The following is a 16192-nucleotide window of genomic DNA, read 5'->3' as shown; positions in this document are numbered from 1 at the left end:
AAGATTTCAAAAATACACTTTTATTAGAGCCTTGTAAAACTTATTTTTGCGCAATCAAAATCCTTTTCTAATGTACAAATCACTTATTCGTCCGATTCTATTCAATTATGATCCTGAAGGAGTCCATCATTTTACTTTCAAGATGATTCGAACACTTTCTAGAATACCTTTGGTTCCATCTATCTTTAGGAGTGTTTATCAAGTTAAAAATGCTCAATTAGAAAGAGAAATCTTTGGGTTAAAATTTAAAAACCCAGTAGGTTTGGCTGCAGGTTTTGATAAAGATGCTAAACTATTTAATGAATTATCAGATTTTGGCTTCGGTTTTATTGAAATCGGAACATTAACTCCAAAACCTCAAGACGGCAATCCTAAAAAAAGGTTATTCAGGCTTAGGAGTGATAGCGCCATTATTAATAGAATGGGGTTTAATAATGGTGGAGTAGAAGAAGCGGTTAAACGACTAAAGAAAAATAAAGGAGTATTAATAGGAGGTAATATTGGGAAGAATAAAGTTACTCCTAATGAAGAAGCAGTCGAAGATTATAAGATATGCTTTGATGCGTTATTTGATTATGTAGATTATTTTGTAGTGAATGTAAGTTCTCCGAACACTCCAAACCTTAGAGCTTTGCAAGATAAAGAGCCTCTTACTGAGTTACTTAATACTTTGCAGCTTAAAAATCAGGAAAAACCTGTGCAAAAACCAGTTTTACTAAAAATTGCACCAGATTTAACAGATGAACAACTTTTGGATATTATTGATATTGTAAAGGATACCAAAATAGCTGGGGTTATTGCTACTAATACAACGATTTCAAGAAAAGGCTTAAAAGCTCCTCTCACATTAGCTAATGAAACGGGAGGATTAAGTGGTAAACCATTAACACAAAGATCAACAGAAGTAATTCGATTTTTATCAGAAAAAAGTAATAATGCTTTTCCGATAATCGGAGTTGGTGGAATTCATAGTGTTGAGGATGCAGTAGAAAAACTAAAAGCTGGTGCAAGCTTGATTCAACTTTATACAGGGTTTATTTATGAAGGGCCTGCATTGATTAAAAAGATTAACAAAGCCGTTTTAAAACAAGGGTTGTAAATTATTTGCTCTAAAATTAATTTCTTGATCTTCTTGATAGAATTGTGTATTCTCAATAGATACATCTTAATAATATAAATTGCTAAGATCTGGATTGTTTTTTTTAGAATAAGCTTTTTTATTAGTGATTGATTTTGTGGTGATATAATATATCTTTACGAAACCAATTACAATGTAAAACCATACATGTTTAATGAATATTGAAATACTTTACGCTTTTATTTTAGCGATTTCTATTTTAGCGATTACACCAGGACCGGATAACATATTTGTAATGATGCAAAGTGTGGTTAATGGCAAAAAATATGGAATATCAACCGTCGCAGGTTTAATGACAGGATGTTTAGTTCATACAACATTGGTAGCATTTGGGGTTTCGGCCATCATCAAACAAAGCGAAACTATATTTTTTATTATTAAACTACTAGGAGCTTTATATTTATTCTTTTTAGCTTACAAGGTTTTTAGAAGTGATGCATCTATCCAGCTTTCTGGGGAAACAGTAGAAAAGAAAAGTTTGGGACAATTGTTTAAACAAGGATTTATAATGAATGTTTTAAACCCTAAAGTCTCTATTTTTTTCCTGGCTTTTTTTCCTGGCTTTCTTTTTAGTAAAACCCTTAGTCACGTAGTACAATTCTATATTTTGGGAGGTGTTTTTATGCTGGTCTCATTTATTATTTTTGGGGGGATAGCTGTTCTTTCAGGTTATATTTCTGAATATATCAAAAAGAATTCTAAGGTAGGAGTATTTCTAAAATGGTTACAGATTATTGTTTTTATTGGAATAGGCATTTTTGTGCTTTTTTCTGAAAAATAACTGTTATTAAAAATCAGAATATATTTAGAATTGAAGAAACCGTCTAAAAAAATATTTAAACGGTTTCCTCTTTACGAATGATATGATATAAAAACTGATATTAATAAGTACACTGATTAGCAGCGTTGGTACATTCTGTTTGTATGTTGTTTAACCTGTTACGAAACTCCTGAGAATTACCGATACCATTGGCAACCGCTCTAATACCATTGTCATAAAAGATATTGGTCCAATATCTTCCTCCATTTACATCAGGCTCTCTTAATAATAAACCTCTATAGGCTATATAAATAAATTTATGCACTTCTACACTGTTTAGGTTATTGCGTGATAAATAACTATGATATTGAGAGCTCCATTTAACACTTGCTTCATTTGAAGTAATGAATCCCTTAGCAAGATCATCAAATCCTTGGGTGTTAAGAACATTGATCCAGTAGTTTACAACACCAGCATTCTCTGGACATCTTCTAAGATATGATAGATAAGAAAGTCGTACTACGCAATGTGCATCATATCTTGGAGGTTGTGGAATATTAGGAGGTGTAAAATCAGGACGATCGGGAAGAGGAAAACTTCTTTCAGAAGCTTGAGTAGTATCTACAGCTTCAATTTCATTATTAAAAGCTTCTTCTTTCTCACAAGAAACTACAAAGAGTAATCCCAAAATTATAGAAAGAGTAATAAGAAAACGTGATTTTAAAATTAGTTTATTCATGATTTAAATTTTTATGATTTATGTTGTGAAATTGATTGATCTTCTATAGAAATAACACTCCTTTGTGATTTGTTAGAGGTAGAAGTGTATGTTATATTCTATAGTCAATATGGAGGCTAAATCCGGTGTGTTGAATTCAGCCTCTGGATTTGGATTGTCATATTAGTAAGAGTTCTTGTTATGTTGTAATTAACAAGTTTGACAATGATAGTTTACACAGATATCTCCTGCTCCACAATCTGAATTCGAGGTACATTGAGGTCTGAAACAATGTCCGGCATTACTACATACCGAGAATTGAGGTGGGCAATCTGAATCTCTGGAGCAATGTATCAATACTCCTCCTTTAATGAATGCTTGCTGGTCCCTTTTTAATTGATGAGTACCGTTAAGATTTAAAATTTTTTTTAACATAACTATGAATTTAAAGATGATAATGATGTGAACATTTAGAGACACTCACAATATGTGTCTATTCTTGCCAGTGTATTTTTCTACTCTTTAAATCCATCTTTTTTAAATCAAATACGATAATATGAAACACTGTTTTCAAAACAGTGTTTCAACAGGGTTACCCAACGACATCGATCACATCAAAACAGATGTATTCACTTCCAACCCAATCACATACCATATTATCGTCATTTCCTCCTTTGATTGCTTTTGTTTGTTCTTTGTTTAATACTTTCATTCCATCGATGTGGAAATTTTTTAAATTTTTCATATTCAAATTGTGATTATAGTTGATCCCTACTCTGTTAAGGATTTTCAGGTTCCTCCTTATAATGTGTTGAGTAAATCAGAAAAAGAGGTTATAATAGAATTCCTCTTATACTAGTAACCTCGTCATTAAGACCTATTACTCTAAAATTGCTTATCGTGATAACACTTTGTACAACAGGATCAATGATGACGCTATGTGAGCTTCCGCTGAAATAATCGTGCTTATAGAATTGAACCAAATACGCTCTACTGGTATAGTTTGTTATGATAGCAGAAGAAATGATATCATTAAACCCTTGCCATTTTAGATTTGGATAAGAAAAGTTGTTAGACCCAGAGATTGATATACCATCATAATTCTTGTGTTTATAAGAAATACAAGTAGCAGTTCCGGATGATCTATTAATATTTGTATCAGATGAAGTAGGATACTTTTCTGAAATTAATACATTCATTTCATCTTCACTATCAAATAAATAGATCATATCTTCTTTAGGTATTTCTAGTGTATACCCTCTATTGATAACTTCTGATATTTCTGTATCTAAACTAGAGGTGTTTACGTTTCCATTTTCATCAAGTTGAACCGTATATAGATTTCCTTTATAGGTTAGAGCAAAAGAATCTACTAAAGCTTCTTCTCCTACAGTAGCTTCTTCTTTACTACAAGAGAATAGAATTAAAGAAAAAACGAATATCAATGATAACTTTTTCATAATGTTTGGTTTTAAGATTTGTAAGTAATTGATTTTAAATCCGATTGAGATTTTTGAAATCCCCATATTTTTAGGTTGTTAAAACATGGGGTTTTAACTTTTGAAACTAGCAAGGAGTTATAATGACTCTACAACGACATCTATTACCTAGCCAGTCACATTGTACGCCATCACCTCCCAGTTCTTCACACTGTTCTTGTGTGATTCCTGTTCCTCCTGTGATAACTCTTGTTTGTTCTCTACTAAGAAGTTTCATTCCTGGAATGCTAAATTTTTTTGAATTTTTCATGTTTTATTGATTAATGATAATCCCTACTCTGTTTAGGATTTTCGGGTTTCTCCTTTTATTGAAGTTTAATGCTGTGTGTTATTTCGGGGAATTCTTCTACTCAAAGGTAACAGGCTAATGCTCTTAAAAACAAGATGTTGATCTCTGTTTTCTGGAATCACGAGTGATGATTCTGGAAAACAGACTTTATATAATTTTTTATAAAAAATTAAAATTTAGTGAGTTATAACAGTGTAAACGCTATAGAGTGCTAAAAGAGAAATTGGTATATTTACTAAGCATTAACCAGCTAAATTGTGATTATAAAATCTGTAAAACAGAAAGAGTTAGTTTTTTTAAGGAGATTTTAGCTTTTAATTCTTTGATTAACTGTAACAAATCAAGAATTTATTGTTTTTTAATTATAGTCATTGATATTACATACTCTTAAGCCGACATGAATAAAATAGCACGAATAACGCAGCTAGTAATTATTTTATTTAGTACCTATTTCTCATTTTCTCAATCCTATGAAAATAATTTTGTTGTACCAGATTCTTTAAAAAATAAATCTTATGATGAAGTTTTTGAGAAGTTTTTAAACAACTATGAGGATACCTTAAGGTCTCAGGTATATTTAAACTCTTGCTTTAAGAAAGCTACAAGAACGAAGGATAGTTTTAAAATAGCCAAGGTGTATGCTATGTTTTATTTCTACGAAAAAAATGATTCCTTAAAAGTTGAATTTTTAAATAAATCAATTCAATTAAGTGAAAACTTAAATCATAATTTTTACCCTGCTTTTCCGTATTCTTCTAAGGGTAATTTTTATTTAGGAAAATGGGATTATGAACAGGCACTAGATAATTACTTGATCGCATTAGAGTTTTCTAAAAAAAATAAGAATGAGGCTTTTCAGCATATTACCGAATATAATATAGGGGTTATAAAAAGTAAACTAGGAAAGCATGATGAAGCTTTGGATATTTTTAGAAAGAGTAGAGAGTATGAAGAAAAAAGAGGAATAAGAGATACTACAGATTATATGGATATTATGGTCTACCTAACAGAGTCCTATACTAAAAACAATAAAATAGATTCATCTGATTATTATATCAATAAAACATTCTCTTTTTTGAGTCATTATAATGAAAAACTGCACTATCAATTACTTTTGAATCAAGGAGTTAATTTTTATTATAAGAAAGAATATGTAAAGGCAAGAAAAACATTGAAATCAGCTCTGCCAGATCTTGAAAAGATGGAGGATAAGGGATTTATGGTTAAGGCCTATTTCTATTTAGGTAAAATCAAAGAATCTCTATCAGACGATGAAGAAACAATACATTATTATAAAAAGGTAGACTCAGTGTTCAAACAAACACAATTTATCGTTCCTGAAGTGAGAGATAGTTATTTGTTTTTGATTAATGATTATAAAGAAAAACAGGATTTTGAAAATCAATTACTTTATGTAGATAGGTTATTGAAGTTTGATAGTATTATGCATAAAAATAATACACAAGTAAATGAGAAACTTATAAAGCAATATGATACTCCAGAATTATTAGCAGAAAAGGAACAGTTAATTAAATTCATTCATAAAAAAAACACCAATTTTAAAATTTTTATATGGATTTTGGCTATTGCTGTTTTGGTGATAAGTGCACTTTTTTATTATCAATATTATAAAAGAAGGTTGTACAAAGAGCGTTTTAATACGTTAATGAAAACCAATACTCCTGTTATAAAGACAGATACTAAAAAGTATAAAATAAATACTACCGAAGTTTTAGAAAAAAGAAACCTCAAAATATCAGAAGAGATTAAAGAAGATATTTTATATAAGATTGATAAGTTTGAAAAAAACCTTGAATTTCTTGAATCTAATATTACAACTACGAGTCTTGCAATACGGTTTAAAACTAATAGCAAGTACATTTCGAGAATTGTAAATACTTATAAAGAAAAAAACTTCACTAATTATATAAATGATTTAAGAATAGAATATTTAATTCAAGAACTTAAAACCAATAAAAAATTCAGAAACTATACAATTAAAGCAATTTCCAGTGAAATAGGTTTTAATACAACAGAGGCATTTTCTAAATATTTTCATAAAAAAACAGGCTTGTATCCTTCTTATTTTATTAAGAGAATGGTTGAGTATGCAGATTAATTTGGGAGGAAGATCAAATACCATGTTTTTTTGATTTTATATGGTCTGATTTCCGGAAACCAGAGAGTTTCCGGTTAAAATTTCCCTGAAAACTAAGTGAAAACCATATTTTTATATCATTAATCTTTAAACTCAATCACAATGAAAACAAACAAAAAACGAAGTAAGTTAAGTTTAAAAAAAATGCAAGTAGCTAAAATAAATAATCCGTCACTTATTCGTGGAGGAGGAACAATAAATAGGGCTTTTTGGCCACTTAGCTCTTCTGATTATCCAACCTGCACAAAAAATTGTATAGAAGTACAACACGTAGGAAGTGATGGATGTTAAATCTCATTTGTACAATTTCTTTAGATATATAAAGGAGTATTATATTTAAATACATAGAGAGTTTTTAAAATGTCGATACTCAAATAGAGATTTGTAAAACCACTTGGACGAGTTCAGGTGGTTTTTTTATATGAGTAAAAGTTAATTTATAAAATTATGCCAAGAAGAGATATGATATTTAAAATTTTGAAAAATAATCATACTTTTATATCCTAAATTAAATTTCTTTTATTTTGTTGCTCTAAAATGGCCGAAAAAGTAAAAATTATTGAATGTCCCAGGGATGCCATGCAAGGTATAAAGGAGTTTATTCCTACTGATAAAAAAGTACAGTATATTCAATCGCTATTGCGTTGTGGTTTTGATACTATTGATTTTGGGAGTTTTGTATCTCCCAAAGCAATACCTCAAATGGTAGATACGGCAGAGGTGTTAGCCAAGTTAGACCTTTCTAATACAGAGAGTAAGTTACTTGCTATTATTGCTAACCTCAGAGGAGCTAATGATGCTGTACAACATGCAGAAATAGATTATTTGGGCTATCCGTTTTCGATTTCTGAGAATTTTCAAATGCGTAATACGCATAAGACGATTGCAGAATCAGTGCAGACTTTACAAGAAATTTTAAATATTGCTGATAAAGCTAATAAAGAAGTTGTAGCCTATCTTTCTATGGGGTTTGGGAACCCATACGGTGATCCATGGAATGTAGATATTGTAGGAGATTGGACAGAGAAACTTAGTAAAATGGGAGTAAAGATTCTTTCATTATCCGATACCGTAGGAACATCTACTCCTGATATCATTGATTATTTATATGCTAATTTGATTCCTGCTTATCCTGAGATCGAATTTGGAGCACATCTTCATACTACACCAACTTCGTGGCACGAAAAAGTAGATGCTGCATATAAAGCTGGATGTAGACGTTTTGATGGCGCTATCCAGGGTTTTGGAGGATGTCCTATGGCAAAAGATGAATTAACAGGTAATATGCCTACAGAAAAAATGTTATCTTATTTTACATCAGTAGATGCAGATACCAATGTAAGAACATTAAGTTTTGAATCATCTCATAATGAAGCAACCAAAATTTTTACAGTATATCACTAAACAATTTAACAAATGAAAAAGATTTTAAAGAAAGTTGGCATTGCATTATTGATAATATTACTTGTGATGCAATTTATTCGACCAGATAAAAATGAATCTGGTTATGAATCTGTAGCATATTTTGAAACAGCAACAAAGCCTACAGAGGCAATTCAAACTATTTTAAAAGATAAGTGTTACGACTGTCACAGTAATCAAACTATATATCCATGGTATGCAGAGATAGCTCCGGTTTCGTATTGGCTATCAGATCATGTAGAAGAAGGAAAAGAACACTTTAATGTTTCAGAATGGGAGCAATACTCTGATAAAAAGAGAGATCATAAATTAGAAGAGTTGATAGAAGAGGTTGAAGAAGGCGAAATGCCACTTTCATCATATACCTGGCTGCATGGAAACCTGGAAGAAGGTGAAAAAGAAATATTAATTGATTGGGTGAAGAAATTAAGATCTCAATATGCTTCTGTAAAATAATTTCTCAAACTCTTACCAATAAAAATTTAACATTTATTAGTTTGTAAACATTGGTGTTCTGATTTACAGAATGTTAAATGTTTTTCCGTTGATTTTATTTAGATTTAATACAAATAAAGTTTGTCAAAAGCAATTTGATAAATATATTTGCAAAATATTAATTAACTATTTTTAGTAAGTCTAAATAAAAAAAAGCAATGAAAGTCAACAGTTTAATAAGAGTTTTAAGTATATCAGGAGTACTTGCTTTAGGTGCTTGTTCATCAGATGATGATTCAGGAGAAGCTATTGTAGAAGCTCCAGCAACATACGTGTTTGAGCGTAACGGAGAAACGACGGTTAGTTTTGGTGGTCAAACGACAAGAATCAAAATGGCTGAAGAAATTATCGATGCATTCAAAGATACGGGTTTTACAGAAGCTCAAATCGATGCTATGTTTGCTCACGTAGAAGATGCAAACGATTTTTCTGATGCAGATCTTAATGCGTCAGATAAAAGTGTACGTAGCAAAACTGCTGCTTCCAGAGATTATTTTTCAGCAAACACAACAGATGCTACTGCAATTAAGGAAGAATTTGATGGATGGATCAAAGGCCAGGTAGATGATGTTTTTCCAAACTGGGCAAATACAGCATCGGCTGGTGTACCAGGAGTACTTCAAGAAGGTGGAGGCGGATCTAATAGATACGTAACTGCAAAAGGTCTTGAGTTAAATCAAGCTTTTGCTAAGAGTTTAATAGGTGCTTTGATGACTGATCAAGCATTAAATAATTATTTAGGTACTGCTGTTCTTGATGAAGCAGATAATATTGCTAATAATAATAATGGAGTAGTTGCTGATGGTAAAAACTATACAACTATGGAGCATAAGTGGGATGAAGCTTATGGTTATTTATACGGTACTTCTCAGAATACAGCTAACCCTAACCTTACTATTGGTGATGATGATAGTTTCCTTAATAAATACATTGGTAGAGTAGAAGGAGATACTGATTTTGAAGGAATCGCAGCAGATATATATAATGCACTTAAATTGGGTAGAGCTGCAATTGTAGCTAAAAACTATACAGTTAGAGATCAACAAGCAGCTATTGTAAGAGAAAAAATTTCTGAGGTAATAGGTGTAAGAGCAGTATATTATTTACAACAAGGTAAAAATGCTTTAGAAGCATCCACCGTGGATTATGCTAGTGCTTTCCACGATCTTTCAGAAGGATATGGTTTTATTTACAGTCTTCAATTTACAAGAAACCCTAGTACTAATGCGCCTTATTTTAGTAGAACCGAAGTACAAGGGTTCATAAACCAGTTAATGCTTGGAACAAATGGGTTATGGGATGTATCTCCAATAACATTGCAAACAATTTCTGAGGCTATTGCAGCCAAATTTGACTTTACAGTAGCTCAAGCAGGAAGCTAAAAGCTTAAACAAAATATAAAATGATAAAAAAAGAGGTTAGAAATACTATGTTCTAGGCCTCTTTTTTTTACATTTGCAAAGTTTTATTAAGAATAAATAAAAATAATAAGATGAAGAAGGTAGTGTTTTCAGTGATTGCTTTTGTATTAATTCTAAGTGCTTGTTCAACAAGTGATGATGATGGAGGTGGAACTGTCGATAACTTTGATAGAAAAGCCATGCTCGAAAATTTGGCAGATAATATAATTATTCCTGCGTATCAAAACTTTTCTACTGATGTATCGGCTCTTAAAACTGCAGCATCAACATTTGTTTCTACTACTGATGAAACTAATTTGATAGCACTTAGAACTGCTTGGTCAGAGGTTTATGTATCATGGCAATCAGTAAGTATGTTTGAAATAGGAAAAGCAGAAGAACTTTCTTATAGAAATTTTATAAATGTATTTCCTGTAAATGTTACAGATATTGATGCAAATATTGATTCAGGTTCGTATGACCTTAATGCGGTTTCTGAACAAGATGAGCAAGGGCTAGGTGCCTTAGATTACATCATTAATGGGTTATCAGATTCTGATGCAGGAATTGTAGGTTTTTATACTGATGCTGCAAATGGAACGAAGTATGAAGATTACTTAATGGCTCTTGTAAATCGTATAGAAGCACTTACTAATGAAGTGCTTACTAACTGGACAGGAGAGTTTAGAGATGCATTTGTGAATAATAGTGGATCCTCTGCTACAAGCTCAGTTGATAAAATAGTAAACGATTACATTTTTCATTATGAGAAACACCTTAGAGCTGGAAAAATAGGAATTCCGGCAGGAGTTTTTGCTACACAAACTTTTGATGATAAAGTAGAGGCATTTTATAAAGGAGATTTGTCAAAAACCTTATTTAATGCAAATCTACAAGCAATGCAGGATTTCTTTAACGGGAAACATTTTGGTAGTTCAACTACTGGAGAAAGTTTTAAAACGTATTTAGATTTTCTTAATACAATTAAAGATGGCGTGGATCTTCCTAAGATTATAAACGATCAGTTTAACTTGGCCAGAACTACTGCTGCAGCACTAGATAATAATTTCTCAACACAGGTGAGAACAAATAATAGTTTAATGCTTAATACATATGATGAACTTCAGAAAAATGTAGTTCATTTAAAAGTTGATATGGTACAGGCATTTTCAATTAGAATTGATTTTGTTGATGCTGATGGAGATTAAATAGCAGTACTCAATATGAATTATTATCTAAACGAATATTTTAAAAAAAATACAGAGACTGCACCACTTGCAGTCTTTCGTATTTTTTTTGGAGTCATGATGCTCATCAGCATTATTCGTTTCTGGAGTTATGGTTGGATTGATACATTATATATCCAACCCAAATTTTTCTTTTCTTATTATGGGTTTGAATTTATCAAACCGCTAGGGGATTTTACATACTTGATTTTTGGTGTTTGTGGACTTTCAGCAATATTTGTAGCCTTAGGGTTTAAGTATAGAATTGCTATTATCACATTTTTTCTAAGTTTTACTTATATAGAATTAATGGATAAAACAACATACCTTAATCATTATTATTTTATAAGTATCCTTAGCTTTTTGATGATTTTTTTACCTGCAAATGCCTATTTTTCAATAGATGCCTGGAGAAATAAAAAATCATTTCAGTTTGTTCCATCCTGGACAATAGATGCTGTTAAATTATTATTAGGAATTGTATATTTTTATGCAGGACTGGCCAAACTTAATTCAGATTGGTTAGTTAAGGCGATGCCACTCAAAATATGGCTTCCTTCAAAATATAACATTCCTCTTCTTGGAGATTTTATGCAAGAAGAATGGGTACATTATCTTTTTAGCTATACAGGAGCTATTTATGATCTTACCATTCCATTTTTACTTTTGTATAGAAAAACCAGATTTTTTGCCTTTATCATGGTGGTTGTATTTCATGTGCTTACCAGAGTACTTTTTCCTATTGGTATGTTCCCATATATCATGATCGTAAGTACACTGATATTTTTTAACCCAGGCTTTCATAAAAGGATCATAAGTTTTATCGCACGGGTATTAAAAGTAAATCCTTTTGGATTTAATAATAAAAAGAAGTTTTCGTTTGCTCCAAAACAAAGTAAAATATTACTATCTGTCCTATCAATATTTTTTGTAATTCAATTACTTTTGCCGTTTCGTTATTTGCTGTATCCGGGAGAGTTATTTTGGACAGAAGAAGGGTATCGTTTTTCCTGGAGAGTAATGTTAATGGAAAAAGCAGGATATGCAAATTTTAAGATAGTTGATAGCAAAACAGGAAATAGATTCTATGTAGATAATGATGATTTCCTGACAGCTTTTCAGCAAAAACAAATGGCAACACAGCCAGATTTTATATTACAATACGCGCATTATCTTAAAAATCATTTTGAGGATCAGGGACATCAAAATGTACAGGTATATGTAGAGAGTTACGTTGCACTTAATGGGAGACTAAGTGCTCAATATATTGATCCGGAAACGGATTTAGGGAAACAAAAAGAGTCATTTAAACATAAAACGTGGATTATTCCATTCAATGATGAGATTAAAGGGTTATAATGTAGTTTTAATATTTATTCTGTTTTCAAACTTTTGCCTAGCACAATATACTATAACAGGTAAGGTTAAGGATCAGAATGGTCAACCGGTCGCTAATGCCGAAGTGTTTAATCAGAATACAGGAGGTCAAACTGTTACAGAAGCTGATGGAAGTTTTGAATTTGATAGCTTGAAAGAAGGTAAATACCTTATTACTATTTTTAGTTATGATTTTAAGATTCAGGAAAAACAAGTTAGCGTTAGTAACAATACTAATGTTGATTTTACATTAAAACCATTAGGAGAAGAGCTTTCTGAGGTGTTAATTATAGATCGAAGAGAACGGATATTTGGGTTAAAACAACTTAAACCTGTTGAAGGAACAGCTATTTATGCAGGAAAGAAAAGTGAGGTTGTATTATTAGAAAACACAATAGGTAATCTAGCTTCAAACAATGCACGACAAATTTATGCTCAGGTAGCAGGATTAAACATCTACGAAAATAGTGTTGGAGGGTTACAATTAAACATAGGAGGAAGAGGATTGGATCCTAATAGAACTGCTAATTTTAATACCAGACAAAATGGATATGATATTAGCGCAGATGTTTTAGGATATCCAGAAAGCTATTACACTCCTCCGGCAGAAGCTTTAAAAGAGATACAGGTAGTAAGAGGTGCTGCTTCTTTGCAGTATGGTACTCAATTTGGAGGATTGATTAATTTTAAAATGAAAGAACCAAACCCAAATAAAAAGTTTGAATTGGTTTCTCGACAATCTCTGGGATCTTTTAACCTTTTTACTAGTTTTAATAGTATTGGAGGCACAATAGGTAAATTTAGTTACTACACCTACTTTAACTATAAAACTGGTGATGGCTTTAGACCTAACTCAGATTTTGATTCTAAGAACGTATATGCAAACATAGGATATCAAATTTCAGATAAGACAAAACTAACCGGAGAGTTTACATATTTGGATTATTTAGCTAAACAACCTGGAGGATTAACAGATACACAGTTTGAAACGGATCAAGACTTTAGCAATAGAACCCGAAATTGGTTTGAAGTAGATTGGAAACTATTCTCATTAAAATTAGAACATGAATTTTCCGAAAAAACAGATTTTAGTTTAAATCTTTTTGGATTAGATGCTTCAAGAAAAGCATTAGGGTTTAGAGGAATACCTACCGATCTTAATTCTAATCCTATTACAGCAGTAGATGAAATAGATCCACAAGGTAACTTTGTAAACCCAAGAGATCTTATTGTGGGAAATTTTAGAAACTGGGGAGCAGAAGCTCGTTTGTTAAGTAGATATAATTTTTTAGGTAAAGAATCTGTCTTTTTAATAGGATCTAAATACTATCAGGCAAATAATGATTCGAGGCAAGGCCCTGGAAGTTTAGGAGCTGATGCAAATTTTGAGTTTCAAAACGATACGTTTCCTGATTATGCGAATCAATCTACTTTTGATTTTCCTAATTTAAATATAGCGGTGTTTGGCGAAAATATTTTTAATATAACAGATAAATTTTCAATTACTCCCGGATTGCGATTTGAGTATATTAAAACACAAGCAGAAGGAACTTATAATAATGTAGTTTTTGATAATGCCGGAAATCCAATAAGTAATACAACCGAAACAGATGATGAAGAACTAGAAAGATCTTTTATTTTATTAGGACTAGGATCTAGTTATAAAGTAAATTCAAACTTGGAAGCATATGCAAATATTTCTCAGAATTACAGATCAGTAACTTTTAATGATATCAGAATCATTAACCCCACTTTTGTAATACGTCCTGATATCAGCGATGAAGAAGGGTTTACGGCAGATGTTGGTTTAAGAGGAAAGATAAGAGACATATTTACGTATGATGCAAGTGTTTTTGGACTATGGTATGATGATCGAATAGGAGAAGTTTTTAATGATAGAGCACAAAGAGTTCGTGGAAATATAGGAGATGCTTTTATATATGGAGTAGAAAGTTATACGAATTGGAATATTATCAATACTTTTTTTCCTACAGACACCAAGTATGTATTGAATACTTTTGTTAACCTGGCAATAACAGATTCAGAATATACACGTTCAGAAGAACCAATTGAAGGAAACAAAGTAGAGTTTATCCCGCTAATCAACTTGAAAACAGGAATTGGTTTTGGATATAAAAACTTTTTAGGTAACATACAATTTACGCACTTATCTGAGCAGTTTACAGAAGTTACCAATGCTGATAGAGGAACTCCAGGAAGTAAAGAAGAAGGAACATTAGGTAAAATACCTGCGTATTCTATTTTGGATATTTCTTTTTCTTATACATATAAAAAATTTAAGCTGGAAACAGGAATTAACAACCTTCTGGATGAGACTTATTTTACACAAAGAGCAACTGGCTATCCAGGTCCAGGAATTATTCCTTCAGCTCCGATATCTTGGTATGCTACACTGCAATTTAAATTGTAAAGTAATCTTTTGCTGATCAAATAATTAACTTTTGTTCAATCTTATGTATAAGTATAATTATATACATTTGATTAAAATTGCAATATATGTTAGAGTTATATGGATATGATCAGATGATCGCAGAACGTGCTGAGAAAGAATCAAATTTTTCATTACCACTAATTTCTTGGGAGTTTTATGGAGAGAGTTACTCTTTACTGAGCAGTTTTAAGAAAGATTTAGAGTCTTTAGAAAAAATTACTGAGCGCTGGGATTTTGATCATAATTATCATAAAGAATTTACACAAAACAGATCCGTAATTCTAGTTACTAACCCTGATTTAAAAATTGTATACGCATCTCATAATATGCATAAAATGAATGGATATTCTGTGGATGAGGTTTTAGGTAAATCACCAAAAATGTTTCAAGGTAAAGATACTTGTATGAAGACTTCTGGAAAAATTAGAGAAGCAGTTGATAACAGAAAACCTTTTGAATTATCGATACTTAATTATAAGAAAGATAAAACAACCTATATATGCAAAATTAAAGGGTTCCCTGTTTTTGATACTAAAGGTAAATTGATTAATTATATTGCTTTTGAAAAAGCTGCTTAACCAAACCAGCAGGATTTGATCAAAAATAGAATTCTTAACTTCTTTTTTTAGTGTTATTAAATAGTCTGATTTTAAATTAAAGGCTTGACTTGAAAATACAAGCCAAAGCATAATAATTTGTGTATTTTAGTTACTTCAAAAAAATTAGAGTAAAATATGATACCTGAGATTGAAAAATCATTGAATAATCAAATAAGATATGAAGCTGCAGCTTCTGCTCAATACCTTTCTATGGCTTGTTGGGCAGATGTAAATGGATACAATGGTATAGCAGAGTTTTTCTACACACAATCAGAAGAAGAAAGAGTGCATATGACCAAGCTTGTTAAGTTTATTAATGAACGAAACGGCAAAGCTGTGATTCCTGCATTAGAAAAACCTAAAGATGATTTTAAATCATTAATGGAGTTGTTCGAAACCTTTTTAGAAAATGAAGAATTTGTTACAGCACAAATCAACAACGTTATTTTTCAATGTTTAGAACATAAAGATTATAATGTGCATAATTTTATGCAATGGTATGTAGCAGAACAATTAGAAGAAGAAGCTACTGCAAGAACATTATTGGATAAGTTGAAAATTATAGGAGAAGACAAATCTGGACATTATTTATTTGATCGAGATATTAATACATTTCAAGGAACAGGTGAAGAATAAGATATTTGTTCTAAGTTATTGTT

General features: G+C 31.2%; 16 protein-coding genes. 12 read left to right on the top strand and 4 right to left on the bottom strand.

Annotation, left to right across the window (positions count from 1 at the left end):
• Nucleotides 1-70 precede the first annotated feature (70 nt).
• Nucleotides 71-1099: a quinone-dependent dihydroorotate dehydrogenase gene (locus U0D62_RS19495; protein ID WP_322289008.1), complete on the top strand. Its 1029-nt coding sequence runs from the start codon at nucleotides 71-73 to the stop codon at nucleotides 1097-1099.
• Between the two features lie 193 nt (nucleotides 1100-1292).
• Nucleotides 1293-1919 carry a LysE family translocator gene (locus U0D62_RS19490; RefSeq protein ID WP_322289007.1) on the top strand — a complete coding sequence of 209 codons (627 nt, stop codon included), beginning with the start codon at nucleotides 1293-1295 and terminating at the stop codon, nucleotides 1917-1919.
• Nucleotides 1920-2019: 100 nt separating this feature from the next.
• Here the strand turns inward: U0D62_RS19490 and U0D62_RS19485 are convergent, their stop codons facing one another.
• The 4 genes from U0D62_RS19485 to U0D62_RS19470 form a co-directional block, all read right to left on the bottom strand.
• Nucleotides 2020-2637: a DUF4214 domain-containing protein gene (locus tag U0D62_RS19485; RefSeq protein ID WP_322289006.1), complete on the bottom strand. Its 618-nt coding sequence runs from the start codon at nucleotides 2635-2637 to the stop codon at nucleotides 2020-2022.
• A gap of 189 nt (nucleotides 2638-2826) precedes the next feature.
• The gene (locus U0D62_RS19480; RefSeq protein WP_322289005.1) at nucleotides 2827-3051 is read right to left on the bottom strand and encodes a hypothetical protein; all 225 of its coding nucleotides are present in this window, start codon (nucleotides 3049-3051) and stop codon (nucleotides 2827-2829) included.
• 398 nt (nucleotides 3052-3449) lie between these two features.
• Nucleotides 3450-4076 carry a hypothetical protein gene (locus tag U0D62_RS19475; RefSeq protein WP_322289004.1) on the bottom strand — a complete coding sequence of 209 codons (627 nt, stop codon included), beginning with the start codon at nucleotides 4074-4076 and terminating at the stop codon, nucleotides 3450-3452.
• Nucleotides 4077-4182: 106 nt separating this feature from the next.
• Entirely contained in the window at nucleotides 4183-4365 is a 183-nt protein-coding gene (locus U0D62_RS19470; RefSeq protein WP_322289003.1) for a hypothetical protein, read from the bottom strand.
• A gap of 436 nt (nucleotides 4366-4801) precedes the next feature.
• On the opposite strand from U0D62_RS19470, the gene U0D62_RS19465 reads away from it, so the two are divergent.
• From U0D62_RS19465 to U0D62_RS19420, 10 genes are all read left to right on the top strand, one after another.
• Nucleotides 4802-6523: an AraC family transcriptional regulator gene (locus tag U0D62_RS19465; protein ID WP_322289002.1), complete on the top strand. Its 1722-nt coding sequence runs from the start codon at nucleotides 4802-4804 to the stop codon at nucleotides 6521-6523.
• A gap of 141 nt (nucleotides 6524-6664) precedes the next feature.
• Nucleotides 6665-6853 (top strand): hypothetical protein, encoded by a 189-nt coding sequence (locus tag U0D62_RS19460; protein ID WP_322289001.1) that lies wholly within the window; start codon nucleotides 6665-6667, stop codon nucleotides 6851-6853.
• A gap of 246 nt (nucleotides 6854-7099) precedes the next feature.
• Complete coding sequence (locus tag U0D62_RS19455; RefSeq protein ID WP_322289000.1) at nucleotides 7100-7966, top strand: hydroxymethylglutaryl-CoA lyase; 867 nt, start codon at nucleotides 7100-7102, stop codon at nucleotides 7964-7966.
• A 12-nt stretch (nucleotides 7967-7978) separates the two neighbouring features.
• Complete coding sequence (locus U0D62_RS19450; RefSeq protein WP_322288999.1) at nucleotides 7979-8440, top strand: heme-binding domain-containing protein; 462 nt, start codon at nucleotides 7979-7981, stop codon at nucleotides 8438-8440.
• A 197-nt stretch (nucleotides 8441-8637) separates the two neighbouring features.
• Nucleotides 8638-9861, top strand: coding sequence for a DUF4856 domain-containing protein (locus tag U0D62_RS19445; protein WP_322288998.1), 1224 nt, complete (start codon nucleotides 8638-8640; stop codon nucleotides 9859-9861).
• A gap of 110 nt (nucleotides 9862-9971) precedes the next feature.
• Nucleotides 9972-11087, top strand: coding sequence for an imelysin family protein (locus U0D62_RS19440; protein ID WP_322288997.1), 1116 nt, complete (start codon nucleotides 9972-9974; stop codon nucleotides 11085-11087).
• Nucleotides 11088-11102: 15 nt separating this feature from the next.
• On the top strand, nucleotides 11103-12464 hold the full coding sequence (locus tag U0D62_RS19435; protein WP_322288996.1) for an HTTM domain-containing protein: 1362 nt from the start codon (nucleotides 11103-11105) through the stop codon (nucleotides 12462-12464).
• Nucleotides 12442-14913 (top strand): TonB-dependent receptor domain-containing protein, encoded by a 2472-nt coding sequence (locus U0D62_RS19430; protein ID WP_416135549.1) that lies wholly within the window; start codon nucleotides 12442-12444, stop codon nucleotides 14911-14913. The genes U0D62_RS19435 and U0D62_RS19430 overlap by 23 nt, the downstream gene beginning before the upstream one ends.
• 86 nt (nucleotides 14914-14999) lie before the next feature.
• A complete protein-coding gene (locus U0D62_RS19425) occupies nucleotides 15000-15512 on the top strand; it encodes a PAS domain-containing protein (protein ID WP_322288995.1) in 513 nt (170 codons plus the stop codon).
• A gap of 156 nt (nucleotides 15513-15668) precedes the next feature.
• On the top strand, nucleotides 15669-16169 hold the full coding sequence (locus U0D62_RS19420; protein WP_322288994.1) for a ferritin: 501 nt from the start codon (nucleotides 15669-15671) through the stop codon (nucleotides 16167-16169).
• The last annotated feature ends 23 nt before the right edge of the window (nucleotides 16170-16192 follow it).

The sequence above is a fragment of the Aquimarina callyspongiae genome, assembly GCF_034322225.1.
Lineage (GTDB): Bacteria > Bacteroidota > Bacteroidia > Flavobacteriales > Flavobacteriaceae > Aquimarina.
Note: the sequence above shows the minus strand (reverse complement) of the source record. Positions and strands in the feature narration are given on the sequence as shown.

Excerpts from the sequence above, each read along its gene's own strand:
- U0D62_RS19420 (WP_322288994.1), top strand. The coding sequence starts at position 15,669 with ATGATACCTGAGATTGAAAAATCATTGAATAATCAAATAAGATATGAA.
- U0D62_RS19445 (WP_322288998.1), top strand. The coding sequence starts at position 8,638 with ATGAAAGTCAACAGTTTAATAAGAGTTTTAAGTATATCAGGAGTACTT.
- U0D62_RS19485 (WP_322289006.1), bottom strand. The coding sequence starts at position 2,637 with ATGAATAAACTAATTTTAAAATCACGTTTTCTTATTACTCTTTCTATA.
- U0D62_RS19475 (WP_322289004.1), bottom strand. The coding sequence starts at position 4,076 with ATGAAAAAGTTATCATTGATATTCGTTTTTTCTTTAATTCTATTCTCT.
- U0D62_RS19455 (WP_322289000.1), top strand. The coding sequence starts at position 7,100 with ATGGCCGAAAAAGTAAAAATTATTGAATGTCCCAGGGATGCCATGCAA.
- U0D62_RS19435 (WP_322288996.1), top strand. The coding sequence starts at position 11,103 with ATGAATTATTATCTAAACGAATATTTTAAAAAAAATACAGAGACTGCA.
- U0D62_RS19430 (WP_416135549.1), top strand. The coding sequence starts at position 12,442 with ATGATGAGATTAAAGGGTTATAATGTAGTTTTAATATTTATTCTGTTT.
- U0D62_RS19425 (WP_322288995.1), top strand. The coding sequence starts at position 15,000 with ATGTTAGAGTTATATGGATATGATCAGATGATCGCAGAACGTGCTGAG.
- U0D62_RS19480 (WP_322289005.1), bottom strand. The coding sequence starts at position 3,051 with ATGTTAAAAAAAATTTTAAATCTTAACGGTACTCATCAATTAAAAAGG.
- U0D62_RS19470 (WP_322289003.1), bottom strand. The coding sequence starts at position 4,365 with ATGAAAAATTCAAAAAAATTTAGCATTCCAGGAATGAAACTTCTTAGT.
- U0D62_RS19440 (WP_322288997.1), top strand. The coding sequence starts at position 9,972 with ATGAAGAAGGTAGTGTTTTCAGTGATTGCTTTTGTATTAATTCTAAGT.
- U0D62_RS19490 (WP_322289007.1), top strand. The coding sequence starts at position 1,293 with ATGAATATTGAAATACTTTACGCTTTTATTTTAGCGATTTCTATTTTA.
- U0D62_RS19495 (WP_322289008.1), top strand. The coding sequence starts at position 71 with ATGTACAAATCACTTATTCGTCCGATTCTATTCAATTATGATCCTGAA.
- U0D62_RS19450 (WP_322288999.1), top strand. The coding sequence starts at position 7,979 with ATGAAAAAGATTTTAAAGAAAGTTGGCATTGCATTATTGATAATATTA.
- U0D62_RS19460 (WP_322289001.1), top strand. The coding sequence starts at position 6,665 with ATGAAAACAAACAAAAAACGAAGTAAGTTAAGTTTAAAAAAAATGCAA.
- U0D62_RS19465 (WP_322289002.1), top strand. The coding sequence starts at position 4,802 with ATGAATAAAATAGCACGAATAACGCAGCTAGTAATTATTTTATTTAGT.